The sequence below is a fragment of the Viscerimonas tarda genome, assembly GCF_054601255.1.
The window spans coordinates 1-18,029 of record NZ_BAAHWV010000032.1; the positions used below are offsets into that span (position 1 = coordinate 1).

Sequence of the window (18,029 nt, forward strand, 5' to 3'; positions counted from 1 at the left end):
CGTCTTTTTTATGTCTTTTCCCAAAGTCGGAAATGAAAGGTCTTTTTACTTATAGTGCTGTGTTTGAATGATTTTTCCTACTTGTGTCCCACCTTGTCTGCATGGGCGATTTTTTAGTGATATATCTACTGAATATATCATTAAATACAAATTTTATTTTTTCACTTTCAAAGCTTCCATAATAGCCTTTTCAAGTTCATCGGACAATTCAGGATTATCTTTGATGATGTCTTTTACAGCATCACGGCCTTGTCCCAACTTCGTATCATTGTAGCTATACCACGAACCGCTCTTCTTGATTATGCCAAGCTCTGCTCCAAGGTCAACAATTTCGCCCGAACGGGAGATTCCTTCACCATACATAATATCAAATTCGGCTTTGCGGAAAGGAGGCGCCACTTTATTTTTCACCACCTTCACCCGGGTTTGATTACCAATTATTTCTTCACCGTCTTTCAATGGAGTACTTCGCCGAATATCCAACCGAACAGACGCGTAAAACTTCAAGGCATTTCCACCGGTAGTTGTTTCAGGATTACCAAACATAACACCTATTTTATCACGCAACTGATTGATAAAGATACAAGTAGTATTTGTTTTACTAATTGTAGCCGTCAATTTTCGCAAGGCCTGAGACATCAATCGAGCTTGAAGCCCCATTTTAGAATCGCCCATATCGCCTTCCAATTCGGCCTTTGGCGTAAGCGCTGCAACCGAGTCGATAACAACTATATCTATTGCTGATGAACGAATTAACTGCTCAGTAATTTCCAAAGCTTGCTCGCCACTGTCGGGCTGAGAAATCCACAGATTATCAATGTCCACGCCTAATTTTTCGGCATAGAAACGGTCGAATGCATGTTCTGCGTCAATAAACGCAGCTATACCTCCGGCTTTTTGCGCCTCTGCAATCGCATGAATAGCCAAGGTTGTTTTCCCCGAAGACTCCGGCCCATATATTTCAATGACCCTGCCTCTTGGATACCCTCCTACCCCCAAAGCAACGTTCAAACCTATTGAGCCACTCGGTATAACCGGCACATCTTCAATCTTTTCATCCCCCATTTTCATGATGGAACCTTTGCCGTAACTCTTCTCTATCTTATCCATTGCAGCCTGAAGAGCTTTCATTTTTTCTGTGTTTGGCTCGGCTTTCTTTCCCTTTTCTTCGCTCATTAGTATTTGGTGTTTAGAGTGTATAATTGATTTTTTACTTTACTAATTCTAGTATTTGGTCAGCGTGGTCTTTTGTCTTAATTTCTTTAGGGCAGATAATCTTTTCAATCTCTCCCTTTTCATTTACGAGAAAAGTTGTACGCAATGTGCCCATGTATTTTTTTCCGGCCAAGGTTTTTTCTGCCCACACGCCGAATTGCTCCACAAGCGCTTTATCCTTATCGGCAATTAGTGAAAAAGGAAGTTGCTGTTTTTCAATGAATTTCCGATGCGATTGTTCACTGTCCACGCTCACGCCAAGTATTTCGTAGCCCGCACGCCGGAGTTCATGAAAACTATCCCTGAAACTACACGCTTCAGCCGTACATCCGGGCGTACTATCCTTCGGGTAAAAATACAATACCAACTTCTTTCCGGCATAATCACTTGCTTTGAGCAAGTTGCCATCCTGATCCGTTCCCAATGTTTCAGGGATTTTATCTCCAATATTTAAAGTCATACTTATTCTAAATCGTACCCAAAGATAATCTTTTATTTTGTTCCTGTAAAGATAAATTCATTTTACTACAAACCATTTATCACCAACAGGCGCCGAATATACTTCCATCTGCCTCAGAATAGCGCTCACTTTATCGCTGACTAAAAGCATTTTACGGTATTCATCCTTCAAAAAACCTTTTTCAATCATATTTTTCATAAATAATAACAATGAGTCATAGTAGCCGTCAATATTTAGCAGGGCGATGGGCTTTTTGTGCAGCGACAATTGCGCCCATGTCAGCATCTCGAACAATTCTTCCATTGTTCCGAATCCTCCGGGCAAAGCAATAATTCCATCGCACAACTCCGACATTTTAGCCTTGCGTTCGTGCATAGTATCTACAAATATCAGTTCTGTTAAACTATTGTGTTCCAAATCTTTCTCCATGAAAAACCGGGGAAGTACGCCTATTGCCTTACCGCCATTGCTCAATACGCCATCGGCAACTGCCCCCATTAATCCTACCTTAGCCCCACCATAGACTAATTCAATATTCCTGTCGGCAAGTTCCTCCCCCAATTTATATGCCTGTTCCTTAAACAAGAGATTGTTTCCCGAATTAGAACCGCAAAAAACTGATATTCTTCTCATTAAATTATTTTCTTTAAATTATCAATTTGTAACATTCTATATATTGCAAATATAACATACCTTTACCAAAGATTTTAAATATAAACCGCTTTTTTTATTAACAGCAAGGCGGGAAATTTGGAATTGAGAATTGAACGATATGTAGGGGCGGGTTCAAACCTGCCCCTACGGAACTTTGAACTTATAATTAATTGATTATGAAGAATATTATTTTGTTTTTAGGGCTAATTACCTCACTGACTTGTTATTCGCAAAACTCGTGGAAGGATGTTGCAGTAATCGAAGATTTGGAAATATATGTTGACACGTTGAGTATCGAAAGAAAAGGAAACCTGCTCTATGCACAGGTCAAAACCGTTTACACAACGGAAAACAGTAAAAATTTTTATGTCGATAAAATACGCCGGTCGTATCCCAAGCAAGATAGTAATTTGGAGAAAAAGATGAAAAAATGGAACGATTTCAGCTATACCGTTTCATCGCATATTTACGATTGTTCAAACAAACAGTATATGATTACGGAGATAACTGATTATACCTCAAAGGCTAAGAAAATAATAAAAACAAAAACGCCGAAAAAGAATCAACGCTGGCTGAGTGTAAGCGCTAACACCATGGGGGATTACACCTTGTATTTTGTGTGCGATTATACAGCCTCCTCCAGCCCTTCCGAAGGAGAGTAATTCCGAAGCCTTCCCTCTTTCGGGAGGAGCTGATTCATTATCCATTAAATTTTACTACCTTTGTGAAGAATTTTGTAATCAAACAAACAGCCTGAAATTACTAAAAACAGACAAGTATGACATTTGATATTAAAATGATTGAATCCCTATATCAATCAATTCCTGAAGAGATAAACCACATAAGGCGAATACTAGAAAAGCCACTAACATTGACCGAAAAAATCTTGTTTGTTCATCTGGCTAAAGGAGAACAATTAAAGAATTTCGGACGAGCTGCGGATTATGTAAACTTTTCGCCAGACAGGGTGGCGATGCAGGATGCTACCGCCCAAATGGCTTTGCTCCAGTTTATGACATCCGGTCGAAAACGAGTGGCGGCGCCAAGTACCGTGCATTGCGACCACCTTATCCAGGCCTATAAGTCGGCTAAGGATGACCTGAACGCAGCCGAAGTAAGCAACAAGGAAGTTTATGGATTTCTCAGCGAGGTATCGAACAAATACGGAATTGGCTTCTGGAAACCCGGAGCTGGAATTATACATCAGGTGGTACTCGAAAATTATGCTTTCCCCGGAGGAATGATGATTGGAACGGACTCGCATACACCCAATGCCGGAGGGCTTGGAATGATTGCGATTGGCGTTGGAGGCGCCGATGCAGTGGATGTTATGGCCGGAATGCCTTGGGAGCTGAAAATGCCTAAAATAATCGGCGTAAAACTAACCGGCAAATTGTCGGGATGGGCATCCCCTAAAGATGTTATCCTGAAATTGGCAGGAATATTAACGGTGAAAGGCGGAACCAACTCCATCATCGAATATTTTGGCGAAGGCGCTCAATCGCTTTCGGCAACCGGAAAAGCGACTATCTGTAATATGGGCGCCGAAGTTGGCGCTACCACCTCCATTTTTCCGTTTGACGAAAAATCGGCTGACTACCTGAAAGTTACCGGACGAGAAGATGTTGCAAAATTGGCGGATTCCATCAAAGAACATCTGGTGGCCGATAAGGAAGTGATTGATACACCACATCTCTATTACGATAGAGTTATAGAAATCAACCTTTCGGAAATAGAGCCCTGTATCAATGGCCCGTTCACGCCCGATGCGGCACATCCGTTGTCGGAATTTGCTCAAGCAGTTCATGCAAACGGCTGGCCACAGAAAATGGAAGTGGGATTAATAGGCTCATGCACCAATTCGTCATACGAAGACATGATGCGTGCGGCTTCAATAGTGGAAGATGCCCGCTCGAAAGGCGTGCCGGTAAAAGCGCAATTTATTATCAATCCCGGTTCGGAGCAGGTTCGTTACACCACCGAAAGGGACGGAATTCTCAAGGTATTTGAAAACGCCGGAGCCACTATTATGGCAAATGCTTGCGGCCCATGTATCGGACAATGGAAACGGGAGACAGATAAACCAGATAGACCGAATTCTATAATTACTTCCTTTAACCGGAACTTTGCCAAACGAAATGACGGCAATCCAAACACCCACGCATTTGTGGCATCACCCGAAATTGTGGCCGCTTTGACAATCGCCGGCGACTTACGTTTCAATCCGCTGAAAGATACGTTGACGAACAACAAGGGAGAAAAAGTAAAACTCAGCGAACCGGCAGGCAACGAACTGCCATCGAAAGGCTTCGAGGTGAAAGATGCCGGTTACACCGCTCCCGTAGCCGACGGCAGCGCTATTAGCATATCTATCAGCCCTGATTCTCAACGTCTTCAAGAGTTGAGGCCCTTTGAGCCTTGGAATGGAAAAAATATTACAGAACAACCGCTGCTTATAAAAGTAAAAGGAAAATGTACTACCGATCATATTTCAATGGCCGGCCCTTGGCTAAAATTTCGCGGACATTTGGATAACATTTCGGACAATATGTTGATTGGCGCCATCAATGCTTTTAACGATAACGCAAACTCGGTGTTAAATCCTCAAAGCAAAGAATATGAAGCTGTTCCGAAACTGGCACGGAATTTTAAAGCACAGGGAACAGGCTCAATTGTTGTTGCCGAAGAAAATTACGGTGAAGGTTCATCGCGCGAACATGCAGCAATGGAACCTAGATTCTTGAATGTCAAAGCAATAATCGTGAAATCGTTTGCCCGCATACACGAAACCAATCTGAAAAAACAAGGTATGCTTGCCCTCACTTTTGTCAATAAAGATGATTACGACAAAATCAGGGAAGACGATAAGATTAGCATATTTGGACTGGAAGAATTTAAACCGGAGAAAAACCTGACTGTAATGTTAAAACATTCGGACGGTTCAACCGACACATTCGAGGTTGCCCATACATACAACGAGCTCCAGATAGAATGGTTCAAAGCAGGAAGCGCACTCAATTATATGAAAGGAAAATAAAAAGAATTTTGAATTAAATTATGGCTCAAAAAATTACCATACAAAACGGGAAAATAAACGTGCCCAACAATCCGGTCATACCTTATATAGAAGGAGATGGCGTAGGAAAAGAAATCTGGAAAAATGCCCAAACGGTGATAGATGCCGCGGTGGAAGAAGCATACGCCGGAAAGCGGAAAATAGAGTGGAAAGAAGTACTCGCCGGAGAGAAATCGTTCAACCAAAATGGCTCGTGGTTGCCGGAGGAAACAATGGCGGCTTTCCGCGAATATCTTGTGGGTATTAAAGGGCCGTTGACAACACCTGTCGGCGGAGGTATCCGTTCGTTGAACGTTGCCTTGCGTCAGGATTTGGATTTATACGCCTGTGTGCGGCCTGTGCGCTGGTTCAGAGGTGTCCCCTCCCCTATCAAAACCCCTGAGAAAGTGAACATGACCATCTTCAGGGAAAATACAGAGGATATTTACGCGGGCATCGAATGGATGCAGGGGACGCCCGAAGCTAAGAAACTGCTGGATTTCCTCCAAACAGAAATGGGCGTAAAAAAAATACGTTTCCCCGAAACCTCCTCCTTCGGCATAAAACCCGTATCGGTTGAAGGAACCGAGCGACTTGTTCGCTCAGCCATCGAATATGCCTTGGCAAACAGCCTCCCATCGGTAACATTGGTGCATAAAGGGAATATTATGAAATTTACCGAAGGCGGTTTCAAATCGTGGGGATATGCGCTGGCCGAAAAAGAGTACGGCGATAAAACTTTCGGTATGCAGCAGTGGGAAAAAATTAAAAAAGACAAAGGAGAAAGCGAAGCCAATAAAGCTTTGGAAGAGGCAAAAGGACAAAACAAGCTGATAATTAAGGATGTAATTGCCGATGCTTTTTTGCAAAACACCTTACTCAAACCAGCCGAATACTCGGTAATTGCCACGCTCAACCTGAACGGAGATTACATATCGGACCAGTTGGCGGCGATGGTCGGCGGTATCGGTATTGCCCCCGGAGCCAATATTAACTACAAAACCGGCCATGCCATATTTGAAGCAACACACGGAACAGCGCCCGACATCGCCGGAAAAAATAGTGTAAATCCTTCATCCTTACTGCTCTCGGCAGTAATGCTGCTCGAATATATTGAATGGAACGAAGCAGCCGAATTGATAACCAATGGGTTGGAAAAACTTTATACCGAAAACAAAGCCACTTCCGACTTAGCGCGCTTTATGGAAAATGGACAAAGTTTATCGACGAGTGAATTTACGGATTTGCTGAGAAATGAAATAAAGAATGTGTCAACCGGCACAAAATGAGAATTTTAGAATTTGCTAACTAATTCGCTTATTATTATGAACGATCTGATTAAAAAAATATCCGAAACGATAAAAACGACTACCCAAATAGAACCGGAGTTGTTTAAAATACACAATGTGAAAAGAGGCCTCCGCAACGAAGACCATACCGGTGTGGTTGTAGGGCTGACAAAAGTAGGCGATGTTGTTGGATACGAGCGTGATGAAAACGGCAACTTAATCGCTATCCCCGGTAAGTTATTATACAGAGGTATAAACCTGGAAGATATAGTACATGGCGTGCAAAAAGAAAACAGACTGGGCTTTGAGGAAACCATATTTTTGATTCTGGCAGGGTATCTCCCAGACAAAAACGAATTAAATGATTTTTCGCACCTGCTGAGCGAAACAATGTGGCTGAACCAGAAAATAACCATGCACATCCTCGATTTGGAAGGTCAGGATATTATGAACATACTGGCGCGTTGTGTACTGGAATTATATACATTCGATGAAAATCCGAACGATTATTCGGCAGAAAATAGTGTAAATCAGTCCATTAACCTGATTGCCACTTTTCCAACTATTATTGCATACGCTTATAATGCTTTGCGCCATAATCAGGGAAAATCGCTACACATCAGGCATCCTAAACCGGGCTTGTCGTTGGCAGAGAACTTCCTCTACATGATAAAAGGGCATAATTATACCGAATTGGATGTGAAAATACTGGATTTGGCGTTGATGGTACATACCGATCATGGAGGCGGTAACAACTCAACATTTGTCGTAAGGGTTACCAGCTCTACCGGCACCGATACTTACTCGTCAATCGCAGCCGGAATAGGATCGTTGAAAGGGCATAAACACGGTGGAGCCAATATTCAGGTGGTAAATATGCTCAAGAACATAAAGAAAAATGTAAAAGATTGGACAGACGTAGAAGAAATCGACAGCTACTTGCAAAAGATATTGAACAAACAAGCCTACAATAAAACCGGACTTATCTATGGAATCGGACATGCTATCTATACCGTCTCCGATCCGCGTGCCATGCTGTTGAAAGAAATGGCCGGAGATTTGGCCAGGGAAAAAGGGCGAGAAAAAGAGTTCAACTTCTATAAACTACTGGAGGAAAGAGCCATTAAAAACTTTATGGAATATAAAGGTAGCTCGGTGAACAAGCTCGTATGCGCCAATGTGGATTTTTATTCGGGTTTTGTTTACGAAATGATTGGCCTGCCACAGGAAATATACACGCCACTATTTGCCATGGCTCGCATCGTAGGATGGTGCGCCCACCGTATCGAGGAACTGAACTTCCAACAAAGAAGAATTATCCGTCCGGCATACAAGAATGCAGGTGAAGTAAAAGATTATCAGCCGATTGAGGAGAGGGGATAAATTGATAATTGTTAAATACATAGGGGCTGTCTCAAAAATCTGTCATTGCGGGCTTGACCCGCAATCTCCCAAGTAAGAGTGCATTGATTCTCAGGAGATTGCGGGTCAGGCCCGCAATGACAGTACTTTCATCTATTCTGCTTTTGAGCAATTGATTTATCCGGTTAAAAGCCGAATCCTATATCATCACCTAGCTCTGTTTTTTCTTCTACTTCAAAGGCCTCGGCTTGTTGCTGCACCAAATTTCCCTCTACATGAATTGCACGATAGGGGCGAACCGGACAAATAAATTCGCAGCCACCACAACCTATGCAAATATCGGGATTGGTATGTGGTATAGTAAGACCATCTTTGTAGAGAACCATTGTTACGGCCTGAGTCGGACAATGCTCTGCACAGGCTCCGCAATTTGTTTCGTCAGTATGTACAACACAAATATCTTCTTTGAAAACAACACGGCCAACTTGGGTCAGATGCTTCTGTTCAACCGTTAAAGGGTGTATGGCGCCATTGGGGCAAACATTCGAGCAAACCGTGCAATCGTAATTGCAAAATCCTCGGTCGAAAGACATGATTGGCTGCATAACTCCACCTATTCCGTATTCCAGCAAAGCGGGTTTCAAAACATTCGACGGGCACTTGCTAACGCACAGATGACAAGATGTGCAATGATGCGACAAATGCTCTGCACTCACCGCTCCGGGCGGGCTAATGGGGTTTTGACGGGTGTAGGATTCCTTGCCTGTCAGGTTGGTAATTTTATCCTGAGCCAAGACAGCAGGTATGGATACAGCCGTTGTAAAACCAGTCAGCAAAAACTGTCTTTTACTTAAATCGACCGATTTTGAATCCGCTTCTTCTACTTTACCCCTTTTGTAGAATTTATAGCCAATCGCTTTTTGTTTACAACTCTCTAAACAGTTGAAACAATCAATACACCGGCTATTATCAACCTTATGCGATTTGCTATCAATGCACGAAGCTTTACATTTTGTTGCACAAAGTCCGCAACCGTTACAAGCCGAAGTATCAATTCCGACTTTAAAAATGGAGTAGCGGCTGAGAAAACCCAGTATCGTTCCGACCGGACAGACTGTATTACAGTAAGTTCGCCCATATTTCCAGGCTAAAAGGCCTATGGCAAAAAATGTAATCAAACTTGTTATAAACGTCAGGACGCTCAACATCACCACCTCTATTTTATAAAAGGTGTAATTGCCGAAACTGGTAAAAATACCCTCCAGCACATTATTCCCAGCCAAATAGATGGGTTTGAACAGGCTGACAACTATCCGTCCGTAGGCGCTATACGGGTCAATCAAGCCTAATATTATGGGATAACCGAGAAAAAATGAGGCCACAGCCACTACAAGAACCGAGTACCTCAGAATATTTTTTGCCGGACTGTATTTGTACCTCTTTTTCTTTTTAGCCGCCCGTTTAGATAACCAACTCGCAACGTCTTGATAAATACCCATCGGACAAATGGAAGAACAATAAATCCGCCCGAATAAAATCGTAACAATCAGCAGAATCAGCACGATTATAGCGCTTCCCGACAACAAGGCAGGCATAAACTGTATCTGTGCCAGCCCCTTAAAACTATCGGGTAACAGAGAGGCAAAATCCAGAAACAAGAATGTTATCAATGCAAAGAGAACGATTGATACAACTACACGAATTCTTTTAAGCATAAGTCAATCAGGAAATTACATTTTTATCCTTTTCACATTCAGTTTATCAATATCCATTGTGCCAAGTTTCAATGTCTGACCATTGGCCAAATAGCCAACATGATCCAAAGGCATGTCCCGTACCTGATTGAAGAACTTAGCCGCAGCCGTATCCACCGCCACTATGTCCTGAGAAACGAAAAGGCTCTTGGTATCAACTACATCAGTCAACGATTTTCCTTGAGGGCCATTTGTTTTCATGGTGCGGTAGGCATCTACTATATTCAATACCGGCTTTTTCTGCAAGGTACAGATGTCGGCAATACATTGCTGTAAATCGGAGCTATGGAATATCCGTCTGTCCCATACAATACCCATCAGGTTTTTCATCGAGATAGAAAGATTGGCTCCCCCGTGGTGTTTCAGAATAGGAAGATTAATCCATACATCGCTATCCAAAATAGCCTCATGCACTTTTGCTTCTTTCAGTTTCTTGCCCTGAGGAAGCGATATGGTACGGTATTTAGATTCTTCGTTGGCAGGAACAAGTTTCGCTCCAGCCGCTTTGGCCGCAGCCTCTATTCCGCTGTTTTTGTAGCACTTAATCCAGTCGTCGCAAGTGTGGTCGAACACAACAACCTCTTTTGCACCGGCAGCGATACATTGGCGAACAACTTCGGCCACCAGTTCGGGATTGGTATTTCCGGCTCTTTCGGGCGCCCTGTCCCAGCCTATATTCGGTTTAACCGCTACTTTGTAGCCCTTTTTCACAAACTTGCCCATACCGCCCAATTCGGCGATAGCTTTTTTGAACATGGCAGCCGGTTCACCACCCATAACAGCAACCATATCAACGGCTTTCCCTGTCTTGGTATTTGTAACAGTCTGGGCCAGCACATCCATTCCACTTTGCGATTTTATAGTCGCAACAGCGCCGGTTACAGCTAGCGCCCTTAAAAAATCTCGTCTATCCATCAGATTTATAGTTTTTTTGTTTTGCTATGTAATTACACTATCCAAGGAAACATGAAGCAACTTTCGTCATACAACGAATAGTCGGCTTTTCCGTTTACGGCAAATGTTTTTATAAGTTTTGCCCCTTGCAACAGATTGTATGCCATATTTAATGACGCCCCCGTCTTCACACGGTCTTCAACCAACAACACCGACCTGCCTTTAAATTCAAAGTCTATCGGCGAAATCAATTGCGGGCTATCGTACCGGGGTTGTTGATTACTATCGCGAAGATTGATTTTCAATAACTGTATCTCGACATTCAACCGCTGATTAAGTATTGCCGCCGGAATTATTCCCCCGTTGGCAATCGCAACAATCAAATCGAACTGTTCATCGAAAGTAATGGAACGAAAACGCTCCATTACCTTTTCAAATGTCTTATCTGGCATTATTCGGAGCTGAATCAGCGTTTAGCGATTGCCTTCAATAAAAAGAATCCGCCAACTATCTGGAACAATATTCCGGGAACACCGATACGAAAATCTTGTACGGCAACAAAGAAATCTTTTACTATCGCCCATTCGATAAGCGTTCCGGCCACTTGATATGTCAACACCGCAGCCACAATAGCCAATAACGAAACTTTTTTGAACCTGTTCGCTGCATAAGCCGCAGCCACCGCCAATATGGTCGATTTAGCCACGATAACGGGCAAAGCGGCTATTACCGGCATTCCGAACAAGACGCTATTGAGCAATGGCGACAAAATTGCTGTTAACAAACCCACACGCAATCCGTATTTGTACGCTGCAATCAACGTAAAAAAGTAAATTGGCAACCATGCTAATCCGCCTCCGGGAATTAAATGGCATAACTGTGGCAAAATAATATTACCTGCAACAAAAAGCAATGCAAACAAGTATGTCTTAGCTTCTTTGCAGGATAAAGAATAAAGTTTTACAGTTGATTCCATAATCATATTATATTTAATGTATTTATTAGTTGAGATTTTAATATCGCAAAGCTAGCTACAATTATTCAAAATATAATCAATTTGCTCAAAAAAATAACAGAAAAAGTAAGAACTTATTGATAATCGGCAACAAACTATTTTTCAGGATGGAATAAGGGTTTCTCCCGATTTCAGGAAGTCGAAAAAATTGATGCCGCGATACTTGCAGGTTTGCAAAATAGAGAGCAATATCAGGTGGTTTTCGATATTTTGCTGCGTAAGACTTTTACTGACTCTTTTTCGCCATTTTGCAAAAGGTTTTATCGAATGTTCGGCATTGTTGTTGTTCCAGGGGATATTGTTGTGGTTGAGGAAAAGGAAAATTTTCTCCCTGTACTTGCTTAGCCTTTTCTGGTAAAACGTAGCGCGTTCGGATTCAAACGCCCTGTAAACAACTTGCTTGTAAAACCGCTCAACATCCTTATTGTGCTTTTTTAGATGGCGTTGTTTCAATCCGTATTCGTCTATGGTAGCCACTATTGCCCGGAGCAGCACGCCAAATTCCCTGACAATTAATTTCAGTTCTTCGTCGAACTGGTGTTTCAGCAAATCTTCGTTCATATCCCTGATTAAATGCACTAAGCATTTTTGCTGTTTGCATTCCAGAAAGTCGTAACCGGTATAAAAATCCGAAACCAATACCCCTTCAAAGCCTTTCAGCAAATCGCGCAGGAAATCCGGTTCGCGCGTTTCCCTGAACCTGTAATAAACGCTTTGGTGATTGGCAAATACCCAAACATAGCCATCAATTCCCTTTATCCGTGCCATTGTTTCGTCAGCCTGAATAAGGTCTGAACTTACCATTTCACCGATTATTTCGCGGTATGCAGGTGCATATCTGGAGGCAATCACTTCCTTGAAGTGGCTTATTTGGGTATTGGATGCTTCGAGAGCGAAAGAATCTTTCAATATGTTCCTGATGCTTTCCGAGCTTAAACGGTATTGTATCTTCTGGTTTACAGCCCACAACATCAGGTTATAACCGTAGTGGGGCAACTTGCGCATGTTTCCGGCATCATAGTTTTTCTTGCAGTTAAAGCACCTGTATGCTCCACCCTCATATTCGGTTACCCGTTTTTTTATTCCCTGCTTCATAAAAACCAAATCAATTTGTGATTTTCTAGCGGTCCGGAATATCCTGATTTTCCCGCTCCCGCATTTCCTGCATTTCACCGGAAAAAGGTTTATCTTCCGGTCGATCCGGTTGTATCTGGTCGAATCCGATTTTTCTCTTGCTGCTGCTCTGTAAATTTTCTTTTCAGTCCGCAAAAAGATATGCTCCCGCTGGTAGTCAAAATAGGCTTTTGCATTTACTTCCTCGAAATCTTTGAGGAGGTAATTTGTAATCCCCCACTTAAAGAGATTCTCCTGTTTCAATTCCGATGCAAATTGTTTCTGGCCGTTATCCTCATTTTGTATGGAGCTAATCCATTGTTTTACCCTCGCCAATGCTTCGCAGTCCTCCATGTTGTAGCAGATTAATTCTTGTTTCAATGCCTCATCTCTATTCATTTCCCAATCGTACCTCCAGACAATACTTTGCAATCCTGAAGCGTTTGGCCCCGTCCATTCAAATTTCAGGAATCGGGCTATATCTTTCAATCCGTTGCCGTATGTGGGAGGATAAAGATTGTATGTAAAACAGCTCAGCAGGTTGCACGAAGCGGCAATAATAACTTTAAGCGCCTGTTGTTTTTCAGCGGGTAGCTTTTTAGAAACAGCTTTCAAGGCCTGTATTTCGTAAGAGCCGTAATGGTAAACGGTATAATTATCCATCGGCTCAAGAAGTGAGATAAAGGCTGAAAATATGTCGTCCTCATCCTGCCTGTCGTCCGCCCAAAAGGAAAAACGCTGTTCCCCGTCCTGTGTTTTAACAATGACGCCTATCAGGTAGTAAAAATCCTTGTCGGGCAATCCTTCCATGTCTAAAAAGATTTCGGTTTGAGCGGAAGGCAAGGCGGGAATTTCGTGTATGAAGGTTTTATGTTCGCGGAGAGCCAATGCTTTCAGTTCCGGCAGAAATTTCCTTTTGCGGTAAGGGTTTTTCCGCGGACGAAAAGTATATGACAGTTGCTTGATGGAAAATATTCCACGGTTGTTTCTCTGCTGAATTTCAACCGGATTCAACCCCGGTAAAAGGCTTAAATCATCGCGTTCGCGGAGTTTTTCCATACAGCGGCCTCTAAATTCACACATTTGGCAATGCGTATTTTTGAAAAACAGCGGAGGGTTGGCCTGTGAAAGTATTTTGCTTATTTCCCCTATGAGTTTTGCACTGTTTTTTGCATAAGTGATAACGTTGAATTTGCTTTGTTTCATTTCCCTGCCGGAAACTATCCTGCAATGTTCTATCCGGCGCTGGAACTCACGTGTGATAAAAGCCGCCTGTAAGGCAACAAACAAGCGGTCTGTTTTTGTAATCTTCCCGAAAGGAACAATGTAAACAGGTACCATGGTCTTTTTATCCCTGTGTTCAACAGCATCGAGTGTGAGGCTAACATGTTCGTTCTCGAAGTTAACATTGAATTCAAACTTTGCTTCCATAATTTTTTCGGCGCAGGCCGTCCTGAATTTTTCAACCACAGCAGCTTTCAGCCGCACACACAATGCTTCGTACTCCGTTTTAAGCCCTGTTTCCTGCCTGCTCTTTGTATATGCTTTGTAAGGGCAATGTAGAAAATCCTGTAAAAAGGAATTGTCTATTTGCATACGGATGTTTTTAACGGTTAGCTCTATTCGACTTCTAAGACCTACAAAAATACCCACATTTTTGTTTCTTTTTACGCAATCAACCACTACTGACCGACTAAAAATAAAGCCTCTCCAATAAAAATGAAACTAAGCCCGAAAAAGATAATCCCCGAATAGTTGTAAATTTGTTGTGCAAGCAATAAAATTTACAACTTATGGGCAACGATAGTCAAAAACATTTAGTCGGTCAGCCGATTTTTGAGCAAATAGTAAAAATGATTCCGAAAGAAAAATTCAACCTGTTAGTCAGGCAGCACGGTAGCGACCGTTATTATAAAACCTTCAAATCCTGGGAACAATTATTGAGTATGCTCTTCGGGATACTCTCCCGTTGTGATTCGGCTGGCGAATTATGCGATGGAATGCGGGCTTTGGGGGGCAAGCTGAACTACCTGGGCATGGACTGTTCTCCGGCCAAAAGCACCTTTGGTGATGGATTGCGCGACAGGGACGAGGCATTTTTCAAAGCCGTTTACACCATGCTGATAGAACACTTCATGCCGGTTTTGTCGGTCAGCCGGAAAGAAGATGTATCCTTTGAAAAGTTTTATGCATTCGATTCTACCACTATAACGCTGTTTTCGGAGGTGATGAAAGGTACCGGACGCAACCCGAAAAATGACGGAAAGAAAAAAGGCGGCCTGAAAGTACACATGCTGACCGATATACATGCCGACACCGCCGTATTTGTCAAAATAAGCGAAGCCAAGCTGCACGACAAGAAATTCCTGAAGTATCTGGATTTACCCGCAGGCAGCATGGCCGTTTTCGACAGGGCTTACAATTACTATTCCCTGTTTGACGCCTGGACGGAAAAGGGCGTCAATTTTGTTTGCCGTTTGAAGAAAAACGCCAGATACCACGTTCAGGAAACGCTTTTTGAAACAGAACCGGTAAAAGACAAGCCCGGAGTCCTGAAAGAAGAACATATCCACTTGACTTACAGGAAAGACAAGCAGGAAAAAACGCTTTGTTTACGCAAAGTAACCTATAAAGACTCCAAGGGAAGGATATACCACTTCATTACCAATAACTGGGAAATCACGCGCGAAGAGGTTGCTCTGCTTTACAAATATCGCTGGACGATAGAGTTGGTATTTAAGAAGTTGAAACAAAACTTCCAGTTGCATTTTTTCTACTCCGACACCGAAAACGGCATAAAGACGCAAATATGGTGTACACTCATAGCACATTTGCTGCTCAATGTTATAAACCGCCTCTCAATCAGCAAAAAGGCGTTTTCGACTGTGGCAGCGCTGATACGGATACACCTGATAAGCCATTTGGATTTATTCTGGGTGGTAGAAAACGGCAGACGGACATACTTTATACGGACAAAGCGCCGAAACAAAAGCCCCACACACATACAATTAACCTGTTTTTGAATGAAGGGGGTAGGTTTTCTGTTTTTTGTAAAATTATTTTTATATATTTGTACGCCAATTAATTAACAAACAAATGATGGCAATTTTTATTTTTAGTCGGTTAGTAGTGGATATTTTATATTGTGTGGCATGAAGAATGCGTTGATTAATGTACAGCTGATTTTCGGGTTTTATCCGCGGAAGATATTTCGTCGGCTTTGTTCTATTCCGTGGTTTCTGAAATCTAAACGCCAATTTGTCCGGTTACAGCGCGAAGGCAAGGGCGCTGATTTTAAGATTACACGAAATTTCCCTTGCTTGTCAGACCGCTATGAGGAAGGTGGCAGTACTTCGGGACATTATTTCCATCAGGACTTGTTTGTCGCTCAAGAAATTGCGAAGGCAAATCCGGTTTGCCACGCCGACGTTGGTTCGCGCATAGATGGATTTGTGGCGCATGTGGCGGCTTACCGCGAGATTGAGATTTTTGACATCCGCGAAATAACATCTTCCGGCATTCCGAATATGAAATTTGTTCAGGCCGATTGTATGTCCTCCGATTTCAAGTGGGCGGACTATTGCGATTCCGTATCGTCTTTACATGCCATCGAACATTTCGGACTTGGACGTTATGGCGACCCGCTGGACCCCGACGGTCATATAAAAGGGCTTAACAACATGTATAAAATGTTGAAAACCGGCGGAATATTCTATTTCTCATCACCAATCGGGACGCAACGGATAGAGTTTAACGGACACCGGGTTTTCGGCATAAAGTACCTGCTCGATTACTTCAACGGCAAATACCAGCTGGAATCTTTCTCGTATGTGGACGATAAAGGCGACTTCCACCGGAAGGTACAACTTGATGAAACAATGATAAACGAAAATTGCGGTTGTAAATTCGGCTGCGGTATTTTTGTACTCCGTAAGTTATAAATTGGCTTTCAGCCGCTCGCGCCCTCTATTCAAATAACCGGCATCGCCTACTGTCTCCACATTAAACAGGCCGTCTTTGTAGGTTAGCTTGCAAACGGTGGCGTTGTCGATGTACAGGCTTGGCATGTTTTTGCCGCCCAAATTGTAGAGCATAACAACAATGCATAGTCCGTGGGCAATAATCAGCACATTTTTATCTTCGCCCGCTGCCGATTTTTCTTCGGCTATTTCGCGCAAAGTTTGCTGCGTGCGGGCTTCTACCTGTCCGAAGGTTTCGGCCAATCCCATGGTGTCGAGTTCGGTTATGGCGCGCATTATATCTTCGTTGGAGATTTTCCGGGCCAGTAAATCCGCATTCATTGCTGCGCGATTGGCGTAGTGGAGGAATTGTGCGGCATCGTCCCACATTTTCGTATCCGAACCGGCTTCAAAGCTGCCGAAACAAGCTTCGCGGAATCCTTCTTTTTCGATGATGGGCAAATCGGTTTGTCCCTGTTCGGCGAGTACGATTCCGGCAGTTTGTCCCGATCGTCTTAAATCGCTGGTATATACCGATTCAAACCGGATGTCCTGCAATCCGGCGCCCAAATACCTGGCCATCTCAATCCCCTCGGGTGTCAAAGGCGAATCGCACCAGCCCTGTACCCTTACCAAGGTGTTCATCAAGGTTTTTCCGTGCCGTGCAATGTAAAATGTAATGGTAGAACTCATGTTGCTTTATAGTAATTATGAGCTGCAAAGATACGGCTTTTTTGGCGGATGAAGGAAATGTGGAAGGGGTAAATAGCCAAACCACAGGAAGAACGCGAAATCATGTGTTTAGTCCCGCAGGGGACGACACATGGACACGCTATCAAGTATCGCCCCATGCGGGGCTTAGGCTACCGTATTGTCCTTCAATCCGTAAGCTGAAGCATACGGTTAATAAAGTGTTGTCCCCTGCGGGACTAAACACAGCGTATTATTTGCTAAAATCCGCGTAATTTGTGTTCCCATGTTTTGTGTCTTCTGTGCTGAAAGTTGTCATCCCCCCAGATTTTCGGCATGAGCCCCAAAATGAGGTTTTCTAACTACGGCGTATTAAAAAAAAGACTACCGATTCCTTGGTAGTCTTTTCTTCCTTCTTGAGTTTTGCACTTTTTGTGTTAAGTATCAAGTGTACTTATCATTAAGGCAGGACATCAACGATTGATTACTCACGTCTAGCCCTACTATCTGCGAAAGTATATGTTTTCTGCTGAAAAGTAAAATAATTTCAACAAAAAATGCTTCAAATG

At 42.9% G+C, this 18,029-nt stretch carries 15 protein-coding genes; 6 read left to right on the forward strand and 9 right to left on the reverse strand.

Annotation, left to right across the window (positions count from 1 at the left end; translation table 11 throughout):
- Positions 1-153: 153 nt before the first annotated feature.
- The 3 genes from recA to ACYPWY_RS12525 are packed head-to-tail and all read right to left on the reverse strand — an operon-like array spanning position 154 to position 2,308.
- Entirely contained in the window at positions 154-1,176 is a 1,023-nt protein-coding gene (recA, locus tag ACYPWY_RS12515) for a recombinase RecA (protein WP_459685868.1), read from the reverse strand.
- A 34-nt stretch (positions 1,177-1,210) separates the two neighbouring features.
- A complete protein-coding gene (bcp, locus tag ACYPWY_RS12520) occupies positions 1,211-1,675 on the reverse strand; it encodes a thioredoxin-dependent thiol peroxidase (protein ID WP_459685869.1) in 465 nt (154 codons plus the stop codon).
- A 57-nt stretch (positions 1,676-1,732) separates the two neighbouring features.
- Positions 1,733-2,308: an LOG family protein gene (locus ACYPWY_RS12525; RefSeq protein WP_459685870.1), complete on the reverse strand. Its 576-nt coding sequence runs from the start codon at positions 2,306-2,308 to the stop codon at positions 1,733-1,735.
- Positions 2,309-2,505: 197 nt separating this feature from the next.
- Between ACYPWY_RS12525 and ACYPWY_RS12530 the strand changes: the two genes are divergently transcribed.
- The 4 genes from ACYPWY_RS12530 (at position 2,506) to ACYPWY_RS12545 (ending at position 8,056) form a co-directional block, all read left to right on the forward strand.
- Positions 2,506-2,991: a surface-adhesin E family protein gene (locus ACYPWY_RS12530; RefSeq protein WP_459685871.1), complete on the forward strand. Its 486-nt coding sequence runs from the start codon at positions 2,506-2,508 to the stop codon at positions 2,989-2,991.
- Between the two features lie 116 nt (positions 2,992-3,107).
- On the forward strand, positions 3,108-5,366 hold the full coding sequence (locus tag ACYPWY_RS12535; protein WP_459685872.1) for an aconitate hydratase: 2,259 nt from the start codon (positions 3,108-3,110) through the stop codon (positions 5,364-5,366).
- A gap of 20 nt (positions 5,367-5,386) precedes the next feature.
- Positions 5,387-6,673, forward strand: coding sequence for an NADP-dependent isocitrate dehydrogenase (gene icd / locus ACYPWY_RS12540; RefSeq protein WP_459685873.1), 1,287 nt, complete (start codon positions 5,387-5,389; stop codon positions 6,671-6,673).
- Positions 6,674-6,709: 36 nt separating this feature from the next.
- The gene (locus tag ACYPWY_RS12545) at positions 6,710-8,056 is read left to right on the forward strand and encodes a citrate synthase (protein WP_459685874.1); all 1,347 of its coding nucleotides are present in this window, start codon (positions 6,710-6,712) and stop codon (positions 8,054-8,056) included.
- Between the two features lie 164 nt (positions 8,057-8,220).
- Here ACYPWY_RS12545 and ACYPWY_RS12550 read toward each other — a convergent pair whose 3' ends face one another.
- From ACYPWY_RS12550 to tnpC, 5 genes are all read right to left on the reverse strand, one after another.
- Entirely contained in the window at positions 8,221-9,750 is a 1,530-nt protein-coding gene (locus ACYPWY_RS12550; protein ID WP_459685875.1) for a 4Fe-4S dicluster domain-containing protein, read from the reverse strand.
- Between the two features lie 15 nt (positions 9,751-9,765).
- Positions 9,766-10,704, reverse strand: a complete 939-nt coding sequence (locus tag ACYPWY_RS12555; RefSeq protein WP_459685876.1) for a DUF362 domain-containing protein — start codon at positions 10,702-10,704, stop codon at positions 9,766-9,768.
- A 32-nt stretch (positions 10,705-10,736) separates the two neighbouring features.
- Complete coding sequence (locus tag ACYPWY_RS12560) at positions 10,737-11,135, reverse strand: phosphoribosyltransferase (RefSeq protein WP_459685877.1); 399 nt, start codon at positions 11,133-11,135, stop codon at positions 10,737-10,739.
- Between the two features lie 14 nt (positions 11,136-11,149).
- The gene (locus tag ACYPWY_RS12565; RefSeq protein ID WP_459685878.1) at positions 11,150-11,659 is read right to left on the reverse strand and encodes an ECF transporter S component; all 510 of its coding nucleotides are present in this window, start codon (positions 11,657-11,659) and stop codon (positions 11,150-11,152) included.
- A 141-nt stretch (positions 11,660-11,800) separates the two neighbouring features.
- Positions 11,801-14,407, reverse strand: coding sequence for an IS66 family transposase (gene tnpC / locus ACYPWY_RS12570; protein ID WP_459685880.1), 2,607 nt, complete (start codon positions 14,405-14,407; stop codon positions 11,801-11,803).
- A gap of 197 nt (positions 14,408-14,604) precedes the next feature.
- Here tnpC and ACYPWY_RS12575 point away from each other — a divergent pair, with 197 nt between their 5' ends.
- Entirely contained in the window at positions 14,605-15,834 is a 1,230-nt protein-coding gene (locus tag ACYPWY_RS12575; protein ID WP_459685881.1) for an IS4 family transposase, read from the forward strand.
- Between the two features lie 129 nt (positions 15,835-15,963).
- Positions 15,964-16,752: a DUF268 domain-containing protein gene (locus ACYPWY_RS12580; RefSeq protein WP_459685882.1), complete on the forward strand. Its 789-nt coding sequence runs from the start codon at positions 15,964-15,966 to the stop codon at positions 16,750-16,752.
- On the opposite strand, the gene ACYPWY_RS12585 is transcribed toward ACYPWY_RS12580, so the two are convergent.
- On the reverse strand, positions 16,747-17,463 hold the full coding sequence (locus tag ACYPWY_RS12585) for a histidine phosphatase family protein (protein ID WP_459685883.1): 717 nt from the start codon (positions 17,461-17,463) through the stop codon (positions 16,747-16,749). The two genes, ACYPWY_RS12580 and ACYPWY_RS12585, sit on opposite strands and share 6 nt — an antisense overlap.
- Positions 17,464-18,029: the final 566 nt, after the last annotated feature.

Bases quoted from the DNA above. Each gene is read 5' to 3' on its own strand.
- recA (WP_459685868.1), bottom strand. From the start codon at position 1,176: ATGAGCGAAGAAAAGGGAAAGAAAGCCGAGCCAAACACAGAAAAAATG.
- bcp (WP_459685869.1), bottom strand. From the start codon at position 1,675: ATGACTTTAAATATTGGAGATAAAATCCCTGAAACATTGGGAACGGAT.
- ACYPWY_RS12525 (WP_459685870.1), bottom strand. From the start codon at position 2,308: ATGAGAAGAATATCAGTTTTTTGCGGTTCTAATTCGGGAAACAATCTC.
- ACYPWY_RS12530 (WP_459685871.1), top strand. From the start codon at position 2,506: ATGAAGAATATTATTTTGTTTTTAGGGCTAATTACCTCACTGACTTGT.
- ACYPWY_RS12535 (WP_459685872.1), top strand. From the start codon at position 3,108: ATGACATTTGATATTAAAATGATTGAATCCCTATATCAATCAATTCCT.
- icd (WP_459685873.1), top strand. From the start codon at position 5,387: ATGGCTCAAAAAATTACCATACAAAACGGGAAAATAAACGTGCCCAAC.
- ACYPWY_RS12545 (WP_459685874.1), top strand. From the start codon at position 6,710: ATGAACGATCTGATTAAAAAAATATCCGAAACGATAAAAACGACTACC.
- ACYPWY_RS12550 (WP_459685875.1), bottom strand. From the start codon at position 9,750: ATGCTTAAAAGAATTCGTGTAGTTGTATCAATCGTTCTCTTTGCATTG.
- ACYPWY_RS12555 (WP_459685876.1), bottom strand. From the start codon at position 10,704: ATGGATAGACGAGATTTTTTAAGGGCGCTAGCTGTAACCGGCGCTGTT.
- ACYPWY_RS12560 (WP_459685877.1), bottom strand. From the start codon at position 11,135: ATGCCAGATAAGACATTTGAAAAGGTAATGGAGCGTTTTCGTTCCATT.
- ACYPWY_RS12565 (WP_459685878.1), bottom strand. From the start codon at position 11,659: ATGGAATCAACTGTAAAACTTTATTCTTTATCCTGCAAAGAAGCTAAG.
- tnpC (WP_459685880.1), bottom strand. From the start codon at position 14,407: ATGCAAATAGACAATTCCTTTTTACAGGATTTTCTACATTGCCCTTAC.
- ACYPWY_RS12575 (WP_459685881.1), top strand. From the start codon at position 14,605: ATGGGCAACGATAGTCAAAAACATTTAGTCGGTCAGCCGATTTTTGAG.
- ACYPWY_RS12580 (WP_459685882.1), top strand. From the start codon at position 15,964: ATGAAGAATGCGTTGATTAATGTACAGCTGATTTTCGGGTTTTATCCG.
- ACYPWY_RS12585 (WP_459685883.1), bottom strand. From the start codon at position 17,463: ATGAGTTCTACCATTACATTTTACATTGCACGGCACGGAAAAACCTTG.